The organism is Kitasatospora indigofera, assembly GCF_014655955.1.
Taxonomy (GTDB): domain Bacteria; phylum Actinomycetota; class Actinomycetes; order Streptomycetales; family Streptomycetaceae; genus Kitasatospora; species Kitasatospora indigofera.
The window spans coordinates 1-16,300 of sequence record NZ_BNBO01000050.1 but is presented as its reverse complement, the minus strand read 5'-3'; the positions used below and the strand labels follow the sequence as shown (position 1 = coordinate 16,300).

Annotated in this window: 18 protein-coding genes; 9 read left to right on the top strand and 9 right to left on the bottom strand. The window is 75.0% G+C overall.

The features are described 5' to 3' along the window. Positions 1-50: 50 nt before the first annotated feature. The 3 genes from IE329_RS30780 to IE329_RS30770 all read right to left on the bottom strand — a co-directional run bounded on the left by IE329_RS30780 (position 51) and on the right by IE329_RS30770 (position 4,042). Positions 51-1,169: a hypothetical protein gene (locus tag IE329_RS30780; protein WP_229927899.1), complete on the bottom strand. Its 1,119-nt coding sequence runs from the start codon at positions 1,167-1,169 to the stop codon at positions 51-53. A gap of 122 nt (positions 1,170-1,291) precedes the next feature. Continuing rightward, positions 1,292-1,786: a hypothetical protein gene (locus IE329_RS30775; RefSeq protein WP_190214289.1), complete on the bottom strand. Its 495-nt coding sequence runs from the start codon at positions 1,784-1,786 to the stop codon at positions 1,292-1,294. Positions 1,787-2,071: 285 nt separating this feature from the next. Further along, positions 2,072-4,042 (bottom strand): glycosyl hydrolase family 28-related protein, encoded by a 1,971-nt coding sequence (locus IE329_RS30770; protein WP_229927905.1) that lies wholly within the window; start codon positions 4,040-4,042, stop codon positions 2,072-2,074. A 311-nt stretch (positions 4,043-4,353) separates the two neighbouring features. Between IE329_RS30770 and IE329_RS30765 the strand changes: the two genes are divergently transcribed. From IE329_RS30765 to IE329_RS30755, 3 genes are all read left to right on the top strand, one after another. Next, positions 4,354-4,713: a hypothetical protein gene (locus IE329_RS30765; protein WP_190214287.1), complete on the top strand. Its 360-nt coding sequence runs from the start codon at positions 4,354-4,356 to the stop codon at positions 4,711-4,713. A gap of 230 nt (positions 4,714-4,943) precedes the next feature. Next, complete coding sequence (locus tag IE329_RS30760) at positions 4,944-5,774, top strand: PH domain-containing protein (RefSeq protein WP_190214286.1); 831 nt, start codon at positions 4,944-4,946, stop codon at positions 5,772-5,774. An 85-nt stretch (positions 5,775-5,859) separates the two neighbouring features. Further along, positions 5,860-6,879: an alpha/beta hydrolase gene (locus tag IE329_RS30755; protein ID WP_229927898.1), complete on the top strand. Its 1,020-nt coding sequence runs from the start codon at positions 5,860-5,862 to the stop codon at positions 6,877-6,879. Between the two features lie 112 nt (positions 6,880-6,991). Here IE329_RS30755 and IE329_RS30750 read toward each other — a convergent pair whose 3' ends face one another. The 3 genes from IE329_RS30750 to IE329_RS30740 form a co-directional block, all read right to left on the bottom strand. After that, positions 6,992-8,050, bottom strand: coding sequence for a hypothetical protein (locus IE329_RS30750; RefSeq protein WP_190214284.1), 1,059 nt, complete (start codon positions 8,048-8,050; stop codon positions 6,992-6,994). Positions 8,051-8,226: 176 nt separating this feature from the next. After that, complete coding sequence (locus IE329_RS30745; RefSeq protein WP_190214283.1) at positions 8,227-9,156, bottom strand: SGNH/GDSL hydrolase family protein; 930 nt, start codon at positions 9,154-9,156, stop codon at positions 8,227-8,229. 141 nt (positions 9,157-9,297) lie between these two features. Beyond that, complete coding sequence (locus tag IE329_RS30740; protein ID WP_190214282.1) at positions 9,298-9,744, bottom strand: MarR family winged helix-turn-helix transcriptional regulator; 447 nt, start codon at positions 9,742-9,744, stop codon at positions 9,298-9,300. 122 nt (positions 9,745-9,866) lie between these two features. Between IE329_RS30740 and IE329_RS30735 the strand changes: the two genes are divergently transcribed. Both IE329_RS30735 and IE329_RS30730 read left to right on the top strand, forming a co-directional pair. Further along, positions 9,867-10,241 (top strand): cupin domain-containing protein, encoded by a 375-nt coding sequence (locus tag IE329_RS30735; protein WP_190214281.1) that lies wholly within the window; start codon positions 9,867-9,869, stop codon positions 10,239-10,241. A gap of 139 nt (positions 10,242-10,380) precedes the next feature. Next, positions 10,381-11,355: a helix-turn-helix domain-containing protein gene (locus tag IE329_RS30730; RefSeq protein WP_190214280.1), complete on the top strand. Its 975-nt coding sequence runs from the start codon at positions 10,381-10,383 to the stop codon at positions 11,353-11,355. A gap of 75 nt (positions 11,356-11,430) precedes the next feature. Here the strand turns inward: IE329_RS30730 and IE329_RS30725 are convergent, their stop codons facing one another. Beyond that, positions 11,431-11,826 carry a winged helix-turn-helix transcriptional regulator gene (locus IE329_RS30725; RefSeq protein ID WP_190214279.1) on the bottom strand — a complete coding sequence of 132 codons (396 nt, stop codon included), beginning with the start codon at positions 11,824-11,826 and terminating at the stop codon, positions 11,431-11,433. A gap of 95 nt (positions 11,827-11,921) precedes the next feature. On the opposite strand from IE329_RS30725, the gene IE329_RS30720 reads away from it, so the two are divergent. Further along, entirely contained in the window at positions 11,922-13,133 is a 1,212-nt protein-coding gene (locus tag IE329_RS30720) for a pyridoxal phosphate-dependent aminotransferase (protein WP_190214278.1), read from the top strand. A 92-nt stretch (positions 13,134-13,225) separates the two neighbouring features. Here the strand turns inward: IE329_RS30720 and IE329_RS30715 are convergent, their stop codons facing one another. Then, a complete protein-coding gene (locus IE329_RS30715; protein WP_190214277.1) occupies positions 13,226-13,561 on the bottom strand; it encodes a YnfA family protein in 336 nt (111 codons plus the stop codon). A 145-nt stretch (positions 13,562-13,706) separates the two neighbouring features. Then, positions 13,707-14,366, bottom strand: coding sequence for an NADPH-dependent F420 reductase (locus IE329_RS30710; protein WP_190214324.1), 660 nt, complete (start codon positions 14,364-14,366; stop codon positions 13,707-13,709). A 276-nt stretch (positions 14,367-14,642) separates the two neighbouring features. On the opposite strand from IE329_RS30710, the gene IE329_RS30705 reads away from it, so the two are divergent. The 3 genes from IE329_RS30705 (at position 14,643) to IE329_RS30695 (ending at position 16,257) form a co-directional block, all read left to right on the top strand. Then, positions 14,643-14,996 carry a winged helix-turn-helix transcriptional regulator gene (locus tag IE329_RS30705; protein WP_190214276.1) on the top strand — a complete coding sequence of 118 codons (354 nt, stop codon included), beginning with the start codon at positions 14,643-14,645 and terminating at the stop codon, positions 14,994-14,996. Positions 14,997-15,368: 372 nt separating this feature from the next. Then, positions 15,369-15,851 (top strand): peroxiredoxin, encoded by a 483-nt coding sequence (locus IE329_RS30700; protein WP_190214275.1) that lies wholly within the window; start codon positions 15,369-15,371, stop codon positions 15,849-15,851. 193 nt (positions 15,852-16,044) lie between these two features. Further along, complete coding sequence (locus IE329_RS30695) at positions 16,045-16,257, top strand: cold-shock protein (RefSeq protein ID WP_190214274.1); 213 nt, start codon at positions 16,045-16,047, stop codon at positions 16,255-16,257. Positions 16,258-16,300 lie beyond the last annotated feature (43 nt).

Genomic DNA, 16,300 nt, shown 5'->3' with positions numbered 1-16,300 from the left:
CGGAGCCGCCCGGGCACCGCCGCTCCGGACCGGCCGGCACTCCGGCCCGGTCAGCGCTCCGACGGGGAGACCTTCGCCAGCGCCGCGGCGCTCTCCCCGGCCGTCAGCACCCGGACCATCACCAGATCGCCCGGGATCCCGGGGATGAACCGGCCGGCCGGCCAGCTCCGCCGGTACGGCGGCGGGTCCAGGACGAGGGTGCGGACGCCGTCCACCACCGGGATGTCGCTCGGCGTTCCCTCGTTCCAGATCCACGAGCCGTCCGGGGCCAGCAGGTTGAACGAGCCCGTGGTGTGCGGCCGGCGCTCCGGCGGGAGGTCCTCTGCGCGGCAGACCTCCACCGCGGCCCGCTCCGGCGCCTCCCCCGCGAGGTGCCGCCCACCGATCAGGACGTGCGCCAGCAGGGTGTGCAGCTGGAAGTTGTCCACCACCCCGCTCATCCGCATCAGGTACCCGGTGCCGGACGGCCGGTCCAGCACCAGCAGCGGCTCCTCGTCGAGCGTCGCCGCCGCGTACGTCAGGCACTTGAGTTCGTGGTGCGCCCCGGCGTAGCGGTCCGCGAGCGCGAGCAGGCCGGCGGTCGTGCCGGCCGCGGCCGCGGCCCGGCGGACGGCGGCGTGCGAGAGCACCGCCACCGCGGCCATCTCCCACAGGTGCAGGGTCCACCAGGCGGTGACGGCCCGGCGGACGTCGCGGGCCTCCGGCGCGTCCGGATCCGCCCCGCCGAGCAGCAGCTCGGTCGCCGCGTCCGGGTCGGCGTCGTCCTCCGGCTCCGGCAACTCCCGCTCGCCGGCCGCCCGTTCCCAGGCCTCGGCGAACCGGAGCGCCCCCTCCAGCGCCTCCCGTACGCCGGCCAGGATCGGCCCCGAGCAGGCCACCGGGTCGGCGCCGTTCTCCACACAGGCACCGGTCATCACGGCCAGGTACGCGCGCGGCCACGGCGGCACGGCGGCCAGCATGCCCGCCAGCCTCGGCCCGGCCGAACGGAGTTCGACGGGCTCGGCCCGGCCGATCGCCTGCTGGAGGTCCCGGCAGGCGGCCTCGAAGGCCGCGGAGTCCTCGGCCGCGACGGCCGCCTCCAGGCGGGAGAACCCGGCCGCCAGGGCCGGTCGGGCCGGCTGGACCGGCTTGCGGCCCGGGCGGTGGAAACTGATTCGATCGAACACCATCCGCGCAGCCTAGAGGGCGGCTCCGACAGCGGATCGGCGACCCCGGTCCTGGTCCTGATCCAGGTCCTGATCCTGGCTGCGGGCAGGGGCGGGGCCTGCCCGGGGCCCCGGTCAGGGCCCGGTCAGGGCCCGGTCAGGGCCCGAGGCGGGCGGCGCCGCAGCCGGGCGGCGGCAATGTTGCGGATCCGGCGGCTCGTGCCGTTCTCGGCCAGCAGGGGCAGGACCTCGGGGCACTCACCGCTCTCCACCAGGGCGAGTTGGAGCCAGACCGAGGCGGCGGTGAGGTCGTCGGCGCTCCACTCCTCGCCGCGTACGACGGCCGCGCGCAGCAGCCACTCCCGGATCCGCCGGTGCCCGAACGAGTCCGGCCCGAGCAGCTCCGACATCGCCGCCGCCCAGCCGGCCAGTGCCGGAGTGCGCAGGAGCTCCGCGGCCCGCAGGTCGACGTGGAACTCGACGGCGGCCCGGCCGATGGCCGGGTCGGCGTCCCGCAGAACGGCCGCCACCAGCGCGAACTCCGCCGCCTCGGGGACGTCCGCCAGCAGACGCAGGTAGTGCGCGTACCGCTCGTGCTCGTCGGCGGGCAGCCCGGCCAGGGCCGGGAGGTGCTGGTCCATGCTCACCACCGCGGTCCGCTCCACGGACCGGTGCGCCGGCCTTCGTCCATCGGGCGGACCTCTCCTCGTTCCCGGCCGCCGGCGCGCGGCCGGGCGGGACGGCCCGTCCGGCCGTGACGGTCGGAGGATACCCGGCGCGATCCGCCGGCCGCGGCGCCGGCCTGCGTCGGGCGCACGTGGCCGTGCCGTACCGCGCCGCGCGGTGGCGGGGCGGTACGGCACGTGCTGCGGTTCCGGCCGGGGCCGGCGTCCCCCGTTCACCGGGCGGGCGTCAGCGCCCTCGGTTCACCAGGCGGACGGCGCCGGCGGCGCGACCACCGGCGGGCGGTCGTCGCAGGTGATGGTGTTCGGCAGCTCCCAGCCGGCCAGCCAGGGGCCGGTGGTGCCGCCGCCGTCGTTCCCGCCGAGGTCGTTCAGCGCGAACTCCGAACCGGCGGGGGTGAAGTGGAAGGTCCCGCAGTTGTTCACGCCGACCGCGCCGACGTTGCGGGCGTCCACGTTCTCGAAGGTCGCGGAGCCGGCCGCGCGGGCACTGACCACGGAGGTGCCGGTGCCGTCGACCTTGATGTCCTTGAAGTGGACGTTGGTGATGGAGTACTGGTCCTTCACCGGCCAGTCCGCGACCAGCATGATCGCGTTGTAGGTGTTGTCGAGGAAGTTGTCACCCGTGACCCGGATGTCGGCGTCGATGCTCTTGTCCAGCGCGGAGAACCAGATCGCGCCGAGGCCGATGTTCCAGTTCAGCTCGTACGTCCCGGCCCGGACGGTGGTGTTGTCGGTGATCGACAGCCGCCCGGTGAAGGCCTCGGCGCCGAAGCGGGAGCCGACGTGGATCGCGCTGCCCTCACGGACCGGGTCGGCGATCAGGTTGCCGGAGACGGTGTTGTCGGTACCGCCGTAGATCGCGATGCCGTTGGCCAGCACCGGGGTCTGGACGGTGTTGTGGTCGAAGGTGTTGTTCGCGTCCGCGATCTTCTCGGACCACATGGCGAGGCCGTCGTCGCCGGAGTTGCGGACGAAGTTGTTCTGCACCAGCGAACCGGTGACGCCGGTGTGGAAGTTGAGGCCGTCGGCGATCTGGTCGGCGATCACGTTGCGGGTGATCCGCAGGTTCTTCATCGGCCCGTCGAACCAGAGGCCCACCTTGGTGTGGTGGATGTACAGGCCGTCGATGGTGGAGTCGCTCAGCGCGCCGCCGATGCCGTTCACCTGGTCGGTGTCGATCCGCTCGCGGACGTCACCCTCGATCGCGAAGCCGGACAGGTGGACGTTGCTGCTGCCGCCCGCCGCCGCGTCCTTGCCGTAGAAGCCGACCCCGGTGTGCACCGAGCCGTCCGGGGCCGGGGTGGCCAGGTCGACCTGGTGGCCCTTGATGATCGTGTACCAGCTGCCGGCGCCCTCGATCGTCACGTTGTCCACGACGATGTGACGGTTCACCTGGTAGGTGCCCGGCGGGATGTAGACCTTGAGGTGCGTGCGCTGCGCGAACGCGATGGCCCGGTCGATCGCGTCGGCGGAGTCCCGCCGGCCGGTCGGGTCGGCGCCGAAGGCGAGCACGTTGGCCGCGGCGAGGTCGACGTGCGGCAGTCCGACCAGCTCCGTGTCGACCAGGTCGATGACGGTCCAGGCGGCGTTGCTGCCGGCCGGGACGGTCAGCCGGACCTTGTCGCCCGCACGGTACTTCTGGCCGAGCAGCAGGCGCTGCTCGTCGTAGAAGTGGTTCGGCCGGAAGGGCTTGGTGATCTCGGGGGCCGGCGTGGTGGCGGCGGGCACGCAGCCGCACTCGGTGATCCACCAGTCCGGGTGCAGCAGGCCGGCGCCCGGGTCGTTGCTGAACGGGTACTGGTTGTAGAGCCAGGAGTACTGCGAGGTGAGGGTCGCCGTGGTGCGGTTCTTCCCGTTCACGGTGACGTCCAGCGGCGCGGTGATGCCGCCGCCGCCCGGCGCGTCCGGGATGCTGTAGCGGACGGTGAGCGCGTTGGCCGCGCTCGGCAGGGTGAACTCGACGTACTGGCCGGGCGTCAGCTTGACCGCCTTACGGCCGGAGGCCTCCGCCGGCAGGGTGTACGCGGTGCGGTCCGGGCCGATCACCGAACCGTTGGTGGCCGCGTTCTCCGCTTCCTGCTCGGCGAAGCCGACGCTCGCCCCGCGGCCCGCGACGAGCGAGGGGTCCAGCCCGGCGCGGGTCACCACCGGCGCCTGGGCCCCGCCCGCCGCGGCCGGGCCGGCCCCGGCGGCGAAGGCCGGGCCGGTCATCAGGACGCCGAGGCCGACGGTCGCCGCGGTCACCGCCGCGACCGCGGCCCCCGCGGCACCGCCGTTGCCGCCCGTCCGCCGCGCGGTCCGTCTCGCGCCGGTTCCTGTGACGTTCCGTGACATCGCACTGCTCGTTTCTCTCGGGAGGGCGGGTGCCTGGAGACGCTGCGCGGCACCCGCGAACGCCTTGAGGGTGAGGCGACAGTAGGGCGCGCACACGGCCCTCCACAAGCCTTCTGCCAAAGACTTGCAAAGCTGTGCCATCAAACTTCATCAGAGACTTGTGTTTTTGCGTAGCGAGACATCGCTCGTTGCGGAACCCCCGCAGACGAACGAACCCCCGGGACAGCCCCCGGCGGACAGGGAAAGCAGCACGACCGGCGACCGGGAGCCTCCTGAGGACCGTCGCCCGACCATCACGGCACGACCGGGCCACCGGCCCGTGTCTCAGCTCACTCGAACAAGAGCTGGGCAGTTCGACCTTCCACCCGGACGGCGACCGGCTGTACGTCAACGGCCTCTCCGCCGACGACCGCTCGGCGCACGGCAAGATCCAGCACCGGGTCCGCGCCGATGCCGGATGCGACGGATGCACCTGGCAGGACCTGCGCACCGGCTGCTACGGCACCACCAGCATCGGCGACGACGGCAACGAGATCCGCCGGTCCTGACATCCCGGCGCGGCCGGGGGCAACGCCGTTGCGTCGGCACGTTGCCGCCCCCGGCCCGCCACACCCGTCCGCCGGGCGGGAAGTTGCGGTCCGCCCCTGCGCGACGACCGCACCCCGGGCTACCATGTGACGCAGCGTCATTGGTGAACGTTCGGTGCGCCGGCCGACGGGCGGTACGCCGGACCCACCGGCCGTACGGGCCGGCCGGTCAAGGATCATGGGGGGATTCCATGGAGCCGGTGAAATCCTACGAGCCGGCGCGGCTGCTCCTGGTCGCCCTGGGCGTGCTCTTCCTGCTGCTGTCGGCCCCTGGCCTGTTCCGCCCGTCGGTCGGCGGGCAGGTGTTCTCGGCCGTCATCGTGATCCTCTCCGCGTCCTGGTGCGTCGTGACGGCCCGGCTGGGGCTGGTCGTCGACCGGAACGGCATCGCCGAAGGGGTGCAGCTCCGCCCCCGCCGCACCCCCTGGCAGGACGTCGAGGAGGTCGCGGTCCGCGAGGGGCGGGGGAGCAAGGGGACGGACTACTGGCTGGTCGAGCTGCGGCTGCGCGACGGCCGGGAGCTGGTGGTGCGGTCGACGGCGAGCAGCGACCGGAAGCGTGTGGAGGACACCGGCCGACGGATCCTCGGCATGCGGGCCGCCGCCCTCGGCACCGAGGACACCGCCGGCCTGGCCTTCCGGGAGGGGAACCCGGACCAGAAGTACGGTGCGTCGCTCGGCGACGCGGTCGTCGGACCGGACGGCGTCCCGGTGACGGTCCGGCTGCGCGGGCCCGACAGCGGGCAGTTGGACTGGTCCGCCGCGAGTCTGCCCGGAGGCGTCCTCGCCGGGCTCGTGCTCGCCGTACTCATCGGCGTCGGAACCGCGGTGTCGGCCCTCGTGCGCCGGATCGGCAGGAGGCCGGGATACCGCCTGACCGTCGAGGTGGGCGGGCCGGAACCGCGCAGTGTCACCCTGCCGTTCACCTCCCGCGCGCTGGCCACGAGGCACGTCCGGTCCCTGGTCGCCGCCGTCGGCGAGCAAGGAGCGGCCGCGGTGCCCCGCACCGCGGGGGCGCGGTAGGCCCGGCCCTCCCCGGATCGCCCCGGGCCCGCACGCTGTACCGAACGGGATGCCGCCGGCCTCCCCAGGCCGAGGGGGTCGGGTCGTGGACGACGAGGGAAGCCAGCCGCGGCGCGACCGCGGCCCGGTGGCCCGGCAAGTACCGCCCTTCGACCCGGAGCTGGCCGCCGCGCTGGCCGCCGCGGGGCCGGCGGCCAGGGGGCCGGTCACCCCGGCCGGCCTGGCGGCCGCCCAGCGGCGGGACGCCACGGCCCGGCCCCGGCCGACGCTCGGGGAGCTGCGGGCCGACGGCAGGTTCGAGGTGACGGAGCTGCGGGCACCGGCCGGCCCCGACGGGACGGAGGTCGCCCTGGTCGTCGCCCGGCCGGCCGGGGCCGCCGGGCCGCTGCCCGTCCTGTACTACCTGCACGGCGGCGGAATGATCATGGGCAACGCGTGGTCCGTGCTGCCCCGGCTGCTGCGCGAATGGGCCCTCCCGCTGCACCTGGCGGTCGTCTCCGTCGAGTACCGGCTGGCACCGGGGGCGCGGTACCTGCAGCCCGTGGAGGACTGCTACGCCGGCCTCGTCGGGGTGACCGGGCGGGCGGCCGCGCTCGGCCTCGACCCGGGCCGCGTCGTCCTCGGCGGGAAGAGCGCGGGCGGCGGGCTCGCGGCGGCACTCGCCCTGCTGACCCGCGACCGCGGCGGCCCGGCCCCGATCGGCCAGCTGCTGCTCAGCCCGATGCTCGACGACCGCGACAACACCTTCTCCGGCCGGCAGCTGGCGGGCCTCGACACCTGGGACCGGACCTCCAACGCGACCGCGTGGCAGGCCCTGCTGGGCGAACGGTACGGCGCCGCCGGCCTGTCGCCGTACGCGGCCGCCGCGCGGGCCACCGACCTGTCCGGCCTGCCCCCGGCCTACGTCGAGGTCGGGTCGGCCGAGACCTTCCGGGACGAGGGCGTGGCCTACGCCGACGCGATCTGGCGGGCCGGCGGCGAGGCCGAACTGCACGTCTGGCCCGGCGCGTTCCACGGCTTCGACACCCTCGCGCCACGGGCGGCCCTCAGCCGGGACGCGCGCGAGGCCCGCACCCGCTGGCTCCGGCGGATCCTGGCCCGCTGAGCCCAGCCCCGCGAGCCCGCACCACGGCCGCGCACCGCCGCCCCGTGCACCGCCCGCCGCCACCCCGTGCGCGACCGCCGCGCGGCACCGCCGTCCCACGCCCCGCCGCATCTCAGCGCAGGGCGTCGAGCGTCCCGAGCAGCTCGTCCAGGCCCTGCGTCAGGCGGGCCCTGGTCTCGTCCGCCGGGCGGTCCGCGGCGACCGGTATCGGCCCCCACCACCAGGTGGCGCCCTCGTGCGCCGGGGTGAACCCGGGGCCGGGGAAGTCGGAGGCGGCCCAGATCCGGGCGGCCAGGCCGCTGTACGCGCGGTGCAGGGGCTGCTTCAGCTCCTGCGGGACGTCCGGGCTCCAGATGCCGAAGGTGAGCGGGGTCGGGAAGTCCGGGGACCACTTCTCGGGCTCGTAGCCGACGTAGAGGTGCAGCCCGCCGACCGCGTACCTGGCGCGGAAGTGCACCCCGTTGCGGTCCACCCACTTGGGGTTGCCCGTCCGGGTGGTGCGGGCGTCCCGGTCCATGCCGTCGAAGAGCAGCTCGGCGGTGGTGACGGCCTTGCGGAAGGTGCCGCGGGTGACGCCCTGCTCAAGCTCGGCCCGCGACCACTCCACCAGTTCCTTCTCCAAGCGCCCCACCAGCCCCTCCAACTGATCCACCTCGAAGTCCAGCTGGGGGAAGTCACCGGCCGCGGCCGCGCGGATCCGGCGCAGCAGCACCGGCCAGGAGGCCACCACCAGGTGGCGTCTGCCGCTGGTGGTCATCACCTGCAGCCCGGTGCCGTCCGGGGTGAACTCGTCGTAGCCCAGGCCCTCCTGGCGCACCCGCTCGGCCAGCTCGGCGCAGAGCGGCTCGATCCGGGAGCTCGGGCAGAGGAACAGCACCACGCCGCCCTCGGACACCCCGCGCAGGTAGCCGCAGGGCTGGGCGTCGGTCAGCTTCGCCCAGAACTTCCCCTCGACCACCACCCAGCGCTCGCCGCCGCGCTCGCCGACGATGTCGGGCCGCCCCTGTGCGTCCGCGGCCACCGCCTCGGGCCGGTACAGCAGGCGGTCCCGGTCGGCCGGGTCGACGGCCGACAGTGCGCCGAGCACCTCCCGCACCGGCGGGTACTCCCGGGCGAGGTAGGAAAGCCCTGCGGTCGCCACCTGCTCCCGGCGGGTGACGAACTGATCCACGAGGTGCACGAGCAGGCCGTCCGGCACTGTCCCCCCAGGGTGCGCGCTGTCCGATGCCGAGCGACTCTACAGGTTGCGCGAGGGCGGGCGCCGGGTGATGGCCAGGGGTGAACGGCGCGGGCGTCCGGGCCCCGGCCGGCCGCGAGGGCCGTCCGGGCCGGGGGCTCCGCCGCCGTTCAGCGCCCCTCGGCGTGGGCCGCGCCGTGCGGCAGGTCGTCCGCCCAGGGGCGCTCGCCCGCCGCCGGCATGCCCAGCCAGGTGATCACGGTGGGGACGACCCGGCCGAGCTCCGGGCGGAAGTGCGCGCCCGTCATCCCGTCGCCGGAGGAGCGGCCGGTGAGGCGGCGGCCGATCCACGGGCCGAGGTGGGAGCCGAGCCAGCGCAGGTCCGACCGGAGCTTCGCGAGCCGGCCGGGCGGCGCGGCGGCCGGCAGCGGCGCCCGCCAGTCGAAGCCGGCCGGGCGGCCGAGCGCCTCCAGGACGGCCTCGGCGACCCGGCGGTGGCCCTCGGGCGAGAGGTGCAGGCGGTCCTCGGCCCAGAGCCTGGGGTCGTCGAAGCAGGGGGCCGAGAACAGGTCGACGACCACCACCCTGGGATCGGCGGCGAGGCCCTCGACGAAGGCCTTCATCCGCAGGATCGCGGGCAGCAGCCGGGCGCTGCCGCCCAGCCGGCGGGTCGGGTCGGTGCTGCTGAAGAGGACGACGACGGCGCCGGAGTCGAGCAGCGCGGCGGCGGACCGCCCGAGCAGCTCCTCCACCCGGTCGACGTCGCAGCCGGGTCGCAGGACGTCGTTCAGGCCGCCGGCCAGGGTGACCAGCTCGCCGCGCAGACCCGCCGCCTCGCCGATCTGCTCGTCGTGGATCTGGCCGATCAGCTTGCCGCGCACGGCGAGGTTGGCGTACCGGAGGCCCGCGCCCCCGGGCTGCTCCGCGGCCAGCCGGGCGGCCACCCGGTCGGCCCAGCCGCGGTAACGGCCGTTCGGGAGCACGTCGTCGCACATGCCCTCGGTGAAGGAGTCCCCGACGGCGACGTAGCTGGTGAAGCTGGCGTAGCGGTCGGGGCGGCCGGGGCCGCGGGACACGCTGGAAGTGGCTGAGTTCTCCATGGCGCGACGATCGTACGCGGACCGGTCGGGGCGCCCGCGACTGCCCCTACCCGTCCGTAACCCGTCCGGGCTCCGGCCCCCGGCCGGCCGCCGCGCGACCCGCCGCGCGACCCGCCGGGTGCGGCCGGCGGCCGGCACCGGTCACCAGACCGGGCGGATCCGCCCGGACGGGCCGAGCCGGGCCAGGTCCTCGCGCAGCTCCCGGATCCGCCGCTCGCCGAGCAGCTCGGCCCAGGGGCGGACGGCGTCGGCGGCGGCCTCGTCGGCGGCGCGGGTGCAGGCCCAGCCGCGTTCGGTGAGGACGACCAGCCTGGCCCGGGCGTCGGTCGGGTGCGGGCGTCGCTCGACGTAGCCCTTGCGGACGAGTTCGTCGACCAGCTGGCTCGCCGCCTGCTTGGTCACGCCCAGGTGGGCGGCGATCTCGCCGACGCCGGCGCCGTCCGGGGCGAGGCGGACGAAGGCGAAGCCGTGCGCGGGCCGGATGTCGTCGAAGCCGCGGTCCCGGACGCCGGCGTCGACGGCCTGCACGAGGTCCGTGGCCAGGCCGAGGATCAGCGGGACGAGGGAGCTGTCGGCGTTCTCGGTCATGGCAGGGAGTCTGCCAGAGCACTTGACAGGATGGTCAATCCCCTTGACCATCTAGTCAAGCATCTTGACTACTTTGCCCGGCCGACCGGCCTTCGCCCGACCCATCGGAAGAGGAACCCGCCATGCCCTTCGTCCCCGCCGACGCCGCCACCGTCCACGAGATCCACGGCGCCCGCTTCACCTCCTACGCGTCCACCGCCTCCGGCAGCACCGAACTGTGCGCCTGGCGGCTGGACGTCCCGGCCGGCAGCGCGGGCGTGCCGCACACCGTCGGGCGCGAGGAGATCCTGCTGCTGCTCGACGGCTCGCTGCTGATCACCCTCGACGAACAGGCGCGCACGCTGCTGCCCGGCGACACCGCGATCGTCCCGGCCGGCACCGTCCTGCGGGTCGACAACCCCGGCGACCGGCCGGCGCAGGCCTGGGTGACCACCAGCACCGGGCTCACCGCCACCCTCCCCGACGGCTCGGTGTTCACCCCGCCGTGGGCCTCCTGACGGGCGGCGGCCCAGGCCGCCGCCCGCCCCCTGCGCCCGCCCCGGCCCGGCCCCCACCCCCGCCCCGCCCGGCCGGCCGACGGCCCCCGCGGCGGATCTGCGTCATGCTGGAGATCCGAAGGCAAGGGGGAAGCCAGGAATGAACGCACCGTCACGGCCGGCGGACCCGCCGGCGCTCCTCGGCCCGGCCGCCGCCCCGGACGCCCCGGCGGCGGAGCACCAGGCCGGCTACAGCATCGGCGAGCTGGCCGAGGCGGCCGGGGTCAGTGTGAAGACCGTCCGGTTCTACTCCGACTCCGGGCTGCTGCCCGAGGCCGGGCGCAGCCCCGGCGGCCACCGCCGGTACGGCGCCGGGGCGCTGGAGCGGCTGCGGACGGTCCGGCGGCTGCGGGCGCTGGGCCTGGCCCTGCCGGCGGTCGCCGAGATCCTGCACGGCGAGGCCGAACTGGCCGGCGCACTGGCCCGGCAACGCCGGGAGACCCGTCGCCAGATGGTGGAACTGCGCTGGCGGGAGGCCACCCTGGCGGCCTTCGAGCTCACCGGGCCGGAGGGGCTGGAGCTGCTCGGCGAGGCCCTGGAGAACCCGCCGGGCCCGGACGTCCTGGCGGCGTTCTGGCGGCGGATCCTGCCGGTCCGGCTGCCCGCCCGGCTGATGTCGGCGATCGTCGCCTCGGCCGTGCCCGAGCTGCCGGGCGATCCGACCCCGGGCCAGGCCCTGGCGTACGCCCGGCTGCACGCGCTCGCCTCGGACCGGGCCGCCGCCGCGTCCATCCGGGAGCTGACCGGCCCGGGGCCGGACTGCGACGCGGTGCGGATGTACGAGGGGCTCGGCGAGGCGTACGAGCTGGCCGGGCAGGAGCTGCGGGCGGGCCGCCCGCCCGCCGCCGGCGGCGCGCTGGACTGCTTCGTCCAGGCCCACGCGGCGGCCGAACACCGCACCGACACGGCGGACTTCCGCCGCGGGCTGGCCCACCGTACGGCGGGGCGGCGGGACACCCGGATGGAGCGCTACTGGTCGCTGGCCGCCGAGTTGCGGGCGGACGGGGAGCCGGACATGGGGTCGGCGCACCACTGGCTGGCCGTGGCGCTCAAGTCCTCCGTGCGGTACGCCTGACCCCGCCGGTCCGGACCCGCTCCGGCGGCACCGTCCACCCGCTCCCCGTCCACCTGCTCCCCGTCCAGCCGGTGCTCAGCCGCCGGCCGAGGCGGCCCGCACCGCCGCCGGCGAGCCGAACCAGTGCTCCCGGACGGCGTCGGTCGGGCGCTGCTCCCCGAGCAGGCCGGTGCCCCACTCCCCGAGCGCGAGGACGACCTGGCGCAGCGCGGTGCCGCGCCCGGTCAGCTCGTACACCACGGCGTTGGCGGGCCGCTCCAGCTTGCGGCGCAGGACGAGGCCGTCCGCCTCCAGCTGCTTGAGGCGGGCGGCGAGGATGTCGGTGGAGACGCCGGGCAGGTCGGCGTGCAGGTCGGTGTAGCGGCGCGGGCCGCCGAGGAGTTCACGGACGATCAGAAGGCTCCAGCGCTCCCCCACCGCGTCCAGGGCGCGGGCGACGGCGCAGTACTGGTCGTAGCTTCGGCGTGACATGGGGATCAGCATAGCCAAAAGGTTGGACTTTCCAAGTGGTTACTTGGTAGAACAAAGCGACCAGGTTGGTGAGGGTGAGGCTCGGGAGGCCGCTGATGGAGTTCCGCCAGTCCAGCAAGCTCAAGGATGTCTGCTACGAGATCCGCGGGCCGGTGGTCGACCAGGCGAACGCGCTGGAGGAGGCCGGGCACAGCGTCCTGCGGCTGAACACCGGCAACCCCGCCACCTTCGGCTTCGAGGCGCCCGAGGAGATCATCCAGGACATCGTCCGCAACCTCCCGAACGCCCACGGCTACAGCGACTCGCGCGGCATCCTGCCGGCCCGCCGCGCCGTGGTGCAGTACTACCAGCAGCGCGGCGTCGCCGGCGTCACGGTGGACGACGTCTACCTCGGCAACGGCGTCTCCGAGCTGATCCAGATGTCCGTGCAGGCCCTGGTGGACGACGGCGACGAAGTACTCGTCCCGGCCCCCGACTTCCCGCTCTGGACGGCCGTGGTGCGGCTCGCCGGCGGCAAGGCCGTGCACTACCTCTGCGACGAGGAGGCCGACTGGTACCCCGACCTGGACGACATCGCCTCCAAGATCTCCCACCGCACCAAGGCCATCGTCGTCATCAACCCCAACAACCCGACGGGCGCCGTCTACCCGAAGGAACTGCTGGAGGGCATCCTCGACCTGGCCCGGCGGCACAACCTGATGGTCCTCGCCGACGAGATCTACGACAAGATCCTCTACGACGGCACCGAGCACCACTGCCTGGCCGCCCTCGCCGACGACGTGGTCACCCTCACCTTCAACGGCCTCTCCAAGTCCTACCGGGTGGCGGGCTTCCGCAGCGGCTGGCTGGTCGTCTCCGGCCCCAAGGCCCGCGCCAAGGACTACCTGGAGGGCCTGACCATGCTGGCCGGCATGCGCCTGTGCCCCAACGTCCCCGCCCAGTACGCCGTGCAGGCGGCACTCGGCGGTCACCAGTCCATCAACGACCTGGTGCTGCCGACCGGCCGGCTCGCCGAACAGCGGGACGTCGCCTGGCGGGCCCTCAACGACATCCCCGGCGTCAGCTGCGTCAAGCCGAAGGGCGCGCTGTACGCCTTCGCCAAGCTCGACCCGGCCGTGCACAAGATCGTCGACGACGAGAAGTTCGTCCTGGACCTGCTGCTCCGCGAGAAGATCCACATCGTCCAGGGGACCGGCTTCAACTGGCCCCGCCCCGACCACTTCCGCTTCGTCACCCTCCCGCGCGCCGACGACCTGGAGACGGCGATCAGCCGGATCGGCCGCTTCCTGACGACGTACCGGCAGTAGGGCACGGCGGCGGCAGGGCACGGCGGCGGCAGGGCGCGGCGGCGGCAGGGCGCGGCGGCGGCGGGGCGCGGCGGCCGGACGCCCCGCCGGCCTCAGTTGCCGCGCGGGGCGTACATGATGACCGCCACGCCGGCCAGGCAGACCAGGGCGCCGGCCACGTCGTAGCGGTCAGGCCGGTAGCCGTCCAGCGCCATCCCCCAGGCCAGCGAGCCGGCCACGAACACCCCGCCGTACGCCGCCAGGATCCGGCCGAAGTTCGCGTCCTGCTGGAGGGTGGCGACGAAGCCGTACGCCCCGAGCGCGACCACGCCCGCACCGGCCCAGGCCCACCCCCGGTGCTCCCGCACGCCCTGCCAGACCAGCCAGGCACCGCCGATCTCCAGGACGGCGGCGAGGACGAACAGCAGGGTGGAGCGCAGCACGGTCATGCCCCGACCCTACGACGGCCCGCGGCCGGGCCCGGCGGGCGGCCTGCGGCGCGGCCGGTGCCCGGCACCGTCACCGGGACCGGGACCGACCACCGTCACCGTCACCGGGCACCGGGCACCGGGCACCGGGCACCGGGCACCGACGTCACTCCGCGGGCGGCCCCGTGACCACCGAGATGTTGAAGTCCACCGGGCCGAGCACCCCGTACAGCCGGAGCCACAGCGGCATCAGCAGCTCGGTGGCGCGGGCACTCGACAGGTCCCCCAGGTCGATGATCCGGTCCGGCGCCCAGCCGAAGGACTCCAGGATCGCCGAGACCTCCGCCTTGGCGCCCGCGTCGTCGCCGCTGACGAACACGTTGTGGTGGCCGGGGACCCGGCCGGGGTCGACCATCACGGTGTTGTTCATGGTGTTCAGGGTCTTGACCACCCGGGTCTCCGGGAACGCCTTCTGCAGCTGCTCCGCGAGGCTGCCGCCGTCCGGGGTGACGACGCCGGGCGGGAAGCCGGCGGAGAAGTCCAGGGCGTTGGACACGTCGACCAGCACCTTGCCGCGCAGACTGTCCGCGCCGGCCGCCTCCAGCACCGCCATCGAGACCAGGCCACCGGTGGCGTTCACCACCAGGTCCCCGGCCGCGGCGGCGTCCGCGAAGGTGCCGTGCGCACCACCGTTGTCCGCGGCCCACTGCTTCGCCTCGGCGTTGTCCGCCGTCCGGGAGCCGAGGGTGACCTGGTGGCCGAGCGAGGCGAGCTTGCCGGCCAGCCTGCGGCCGACCTCTCCGGTGCCCAGAACCGCGATCCTCATCCGCTTGCTCTCCTTCTCGTCCATGCGTCATCACCGTACGGAGGCCGCGAGTTCGGCGGCCACGGCGTCGGACCGATCATGCCGGTCGGCGGCGCCCCCGACAGGCACTTCCCGATCTTGCTCCGGGGCGGGCACCGGGCGGGGACGAGCCCTCGGCCCGGCCCGCCCCTCGGCCCCGCGGTCCGCCCGGGCCGATCGGCTGCCGCACCCGACCGTAGGGCGGTACCGTCCGGGGCGGTAGTACGTACTTTTCGGTGCCTGTCCCGGGGGAGAGCGATGGAACCCGACGTGTTCGACCCCCGGTGCGGATCACGCGAGGTGCTCGGCCTGATCGCCGACCGGTGGAGCGCCCTGGTCCTCTACGCCCTGCGCGGCCGCACCCTGCGGCACGCCGAACTCCGGCGGGCGCTCGGCGGGATCAGCCAGAAGATGCTCACCCAGACGCTCCGGGGCCTGGAGGCCGACGGCATCGTCCGCCGGGAGTCCCTCCCCGTCCTGCCGCCGCACGTCGAGTACTCGCTGACGCCGCTCGGCGACTCCCTCGCGCCCCTGCTGGCGGAGCTCTGCCGCTGGGCCGAGACGCACCTCGACGAGATCAGGGCCGCCCGCGCCGGGGACGCCGCGGGGTAGCCGCCGAGGAGCCGTCGGCCCGCGAGCAGCGGGCCGGGTCCCCACCGGCCACCGTCACCCGCCCGGGCGACCCGCCGCCGGCGTGCGGATCTCCGCACCGGGCCCGGCGGGCGGCCGGCGGCTCCGGGACGCCCGGCCGGCAATCCCGTTGCCCGGCCCGGCGGGCACCGGCCCCGCCCCCGGCCCACCTCCGCCGGGCCGGGGCCACGCCCGCGCCGGTCCCGGAGCGCGCGGGGGGACCACTCGGCCGAAGGGCACCCCGCACCTGCGGCGTAAGGTGCGAGGAGGCGACCGGCGGCCCCACCGCCGTCGCCGCGGCACCCTCGCCCCACCTTCCCGAAACGTCCCCCATCCCCCCGGAAGGCCACCCTCATGCCCAAGCCCCCCGAGCCCGGCAGCCGGGCCCCCGAGTTCACCCTGCCCGGCGTCCTGCTCGAAGAGGACATCGCCGAACGCCGCGACTACCGCCTCACCGAGGCCAAGGGCAGCCCGCTCGTGCTGGTCTTCTACCCCGGCGACGACACCGCCGTCTGCACGAAGCAGCTCTGCTCGTACACCTCGGACCTGGACCGCTTCAAGGACCTCGGCGCCACCGTCTGGGGCGTCAGCCCGCAGGACCTCGACAGCCACGAGCGCTTCGCCCGCAAGCACCGCCTGGCCTTCCCCCTGCTCGCCGACACCGACCGCGCCATCGCCCGCGCCTACGGCATCGCCGTCCCCGGCCTCGGCCTGCGCCGCTCGGTCTTCATCCTGGACGGCGACGGCACCGTCCGCTGGAAGCACGTGGCCCTGGCCGGCCTGACCTTCCAGCACAGCGACACCCTCGCGGCGCAGTTGGCGGCCCTGCGGGACTGACGGGCCGGAGGCGGCCGCGCCGGCGCGCACGGGCGCGACACCGGCCGCGCGCGACACCGGCCGCGCGGGTCACCGGTCCGGGTGACCGCCGGCCGAAAGGGCCGGCCGGCCCTGTGTTGCGGCCTCGCCGGAGCCCCGGGCCCTGCCATGATCGCCGTGTTGCGATTCACGGGTCTTCCGGGCAGGAGTGGTTGTGGCGGAGCGGCAGAACGGCACGGTGAAGTGGTTCAACGACGAGAAGGGCTACGGGTTCATCACCCCGGAGTCCGGCCCCGACCTGTTCGTGCACTTCCGGGCGATCGAGGGAGACGGCTTCAAGTCCCTGGCCGAGGGGCAGAAGGTGACCTTCGAGGCGGTCCAGGGCCCGAAGGGGCTCCAGGCCGACAAGGTGCAGGTGGCGGGGTAGTTCCCGGCACGCCGGAGCGGGCGGCTCCCCGGCGGGGGCCGGC

Coding starts and splice junctions, on each gene's coding strand:
- IE329_RS30780 (WP_229927899.1), bottom strand. CDS start 1,169: ATGGTGTTCGATCGAATCAGTTTCCACCGCCCGGGCCGCAAGCCGGTC.
- IE329_RS30775 (WP_190214289.1), bottom strand. CDS start 1,786: ATGGACCAGCACCTCCCGGCCCTGGCCGGGCTGCCCGCCGACGAGCAC.
- IE329_RS30770 (WP_229927905.1), bottom strand. CDS start 4,042: ATGACCGGCCCGGCCTTCGCCGCCGGGGCCGGCCCGGCCGCGGCGGGC.
- IE329_RS30760 (WP_190214286.1), top strand. CDS start 4,944: ATGGAGCCGGTGAAATCCTACGAGCCGGCGCGGCTGCTCCTGGTCGCC.
- IE329_RS30745 (WP_190214283.1), bottom strand. CDS start 9,156: ATGGAGAACTCAGCCACTTCCAGCGTGTCCCGCGGCCCCGGCCGCCCC.
- IE329_RS30740 (WP_190214282.1), bottom strand. CDS start 9,744: ATGACCGAGAACGCCGACAGCTCCCTCGTCCCGCTGATCCTCGGCCTG.
- IE329_RS30735 (WP_190214281.1), top strand. CDS start 9,867: ATGCCCTTCGTCCCCGCCGACGCCGCCACCGTCCACGAGATCCACGGC.
- IE329_RS30730 (WP_190214280.1), top strand. CDS start 10,381: ATGAACGCACCGTCACGGCCGGCGGACCCGCCGGCGCTCCTCGGCCCG.
- IE329_RS30725 (WP_190214279.1), bottom strand. CDS start 11,826: ATGTCACGCCGAAGCTACGACCAGTACTGCGCCGTCGCCCGCGCCCTG.
- IE329_RS30720 (WP_190214278.1), top strand. CDS start 11,922: ATGGAGTTCCGCCAGTCCAGCAAGCTCAAGGATGTCTGCTACGAGATC.
- IE329_RS30715 (WP_190214277.1), bottom strand. CDS start 13,561: ATGACCGTGCTGCGCTCCACCCTGCTGTTCGTCCTCGCCGCCGTCCTG.
- IE329_RS30710 (WP_190214324.1), bottom strand. CDS start 14,366: ATGAGGATCGCGGTTCTGGGCACCGGAGAGGTCGGCCGCAGGCTGGCC.
- IE329_RS30705 (WP_190214276.1), top strand. CDS start 14,643: ATGGAACCCGACGTGTTCGACCCCCGGTGCGGATCACGCGAGGTGCTC.
- IE329_RS30700 (WP_190214275.1), top strand. CDS start 15,369: ATGCCCAAGCCCCCCGAGCCCGGCAGCCGGGCCCCCGAGTTCACCCTG.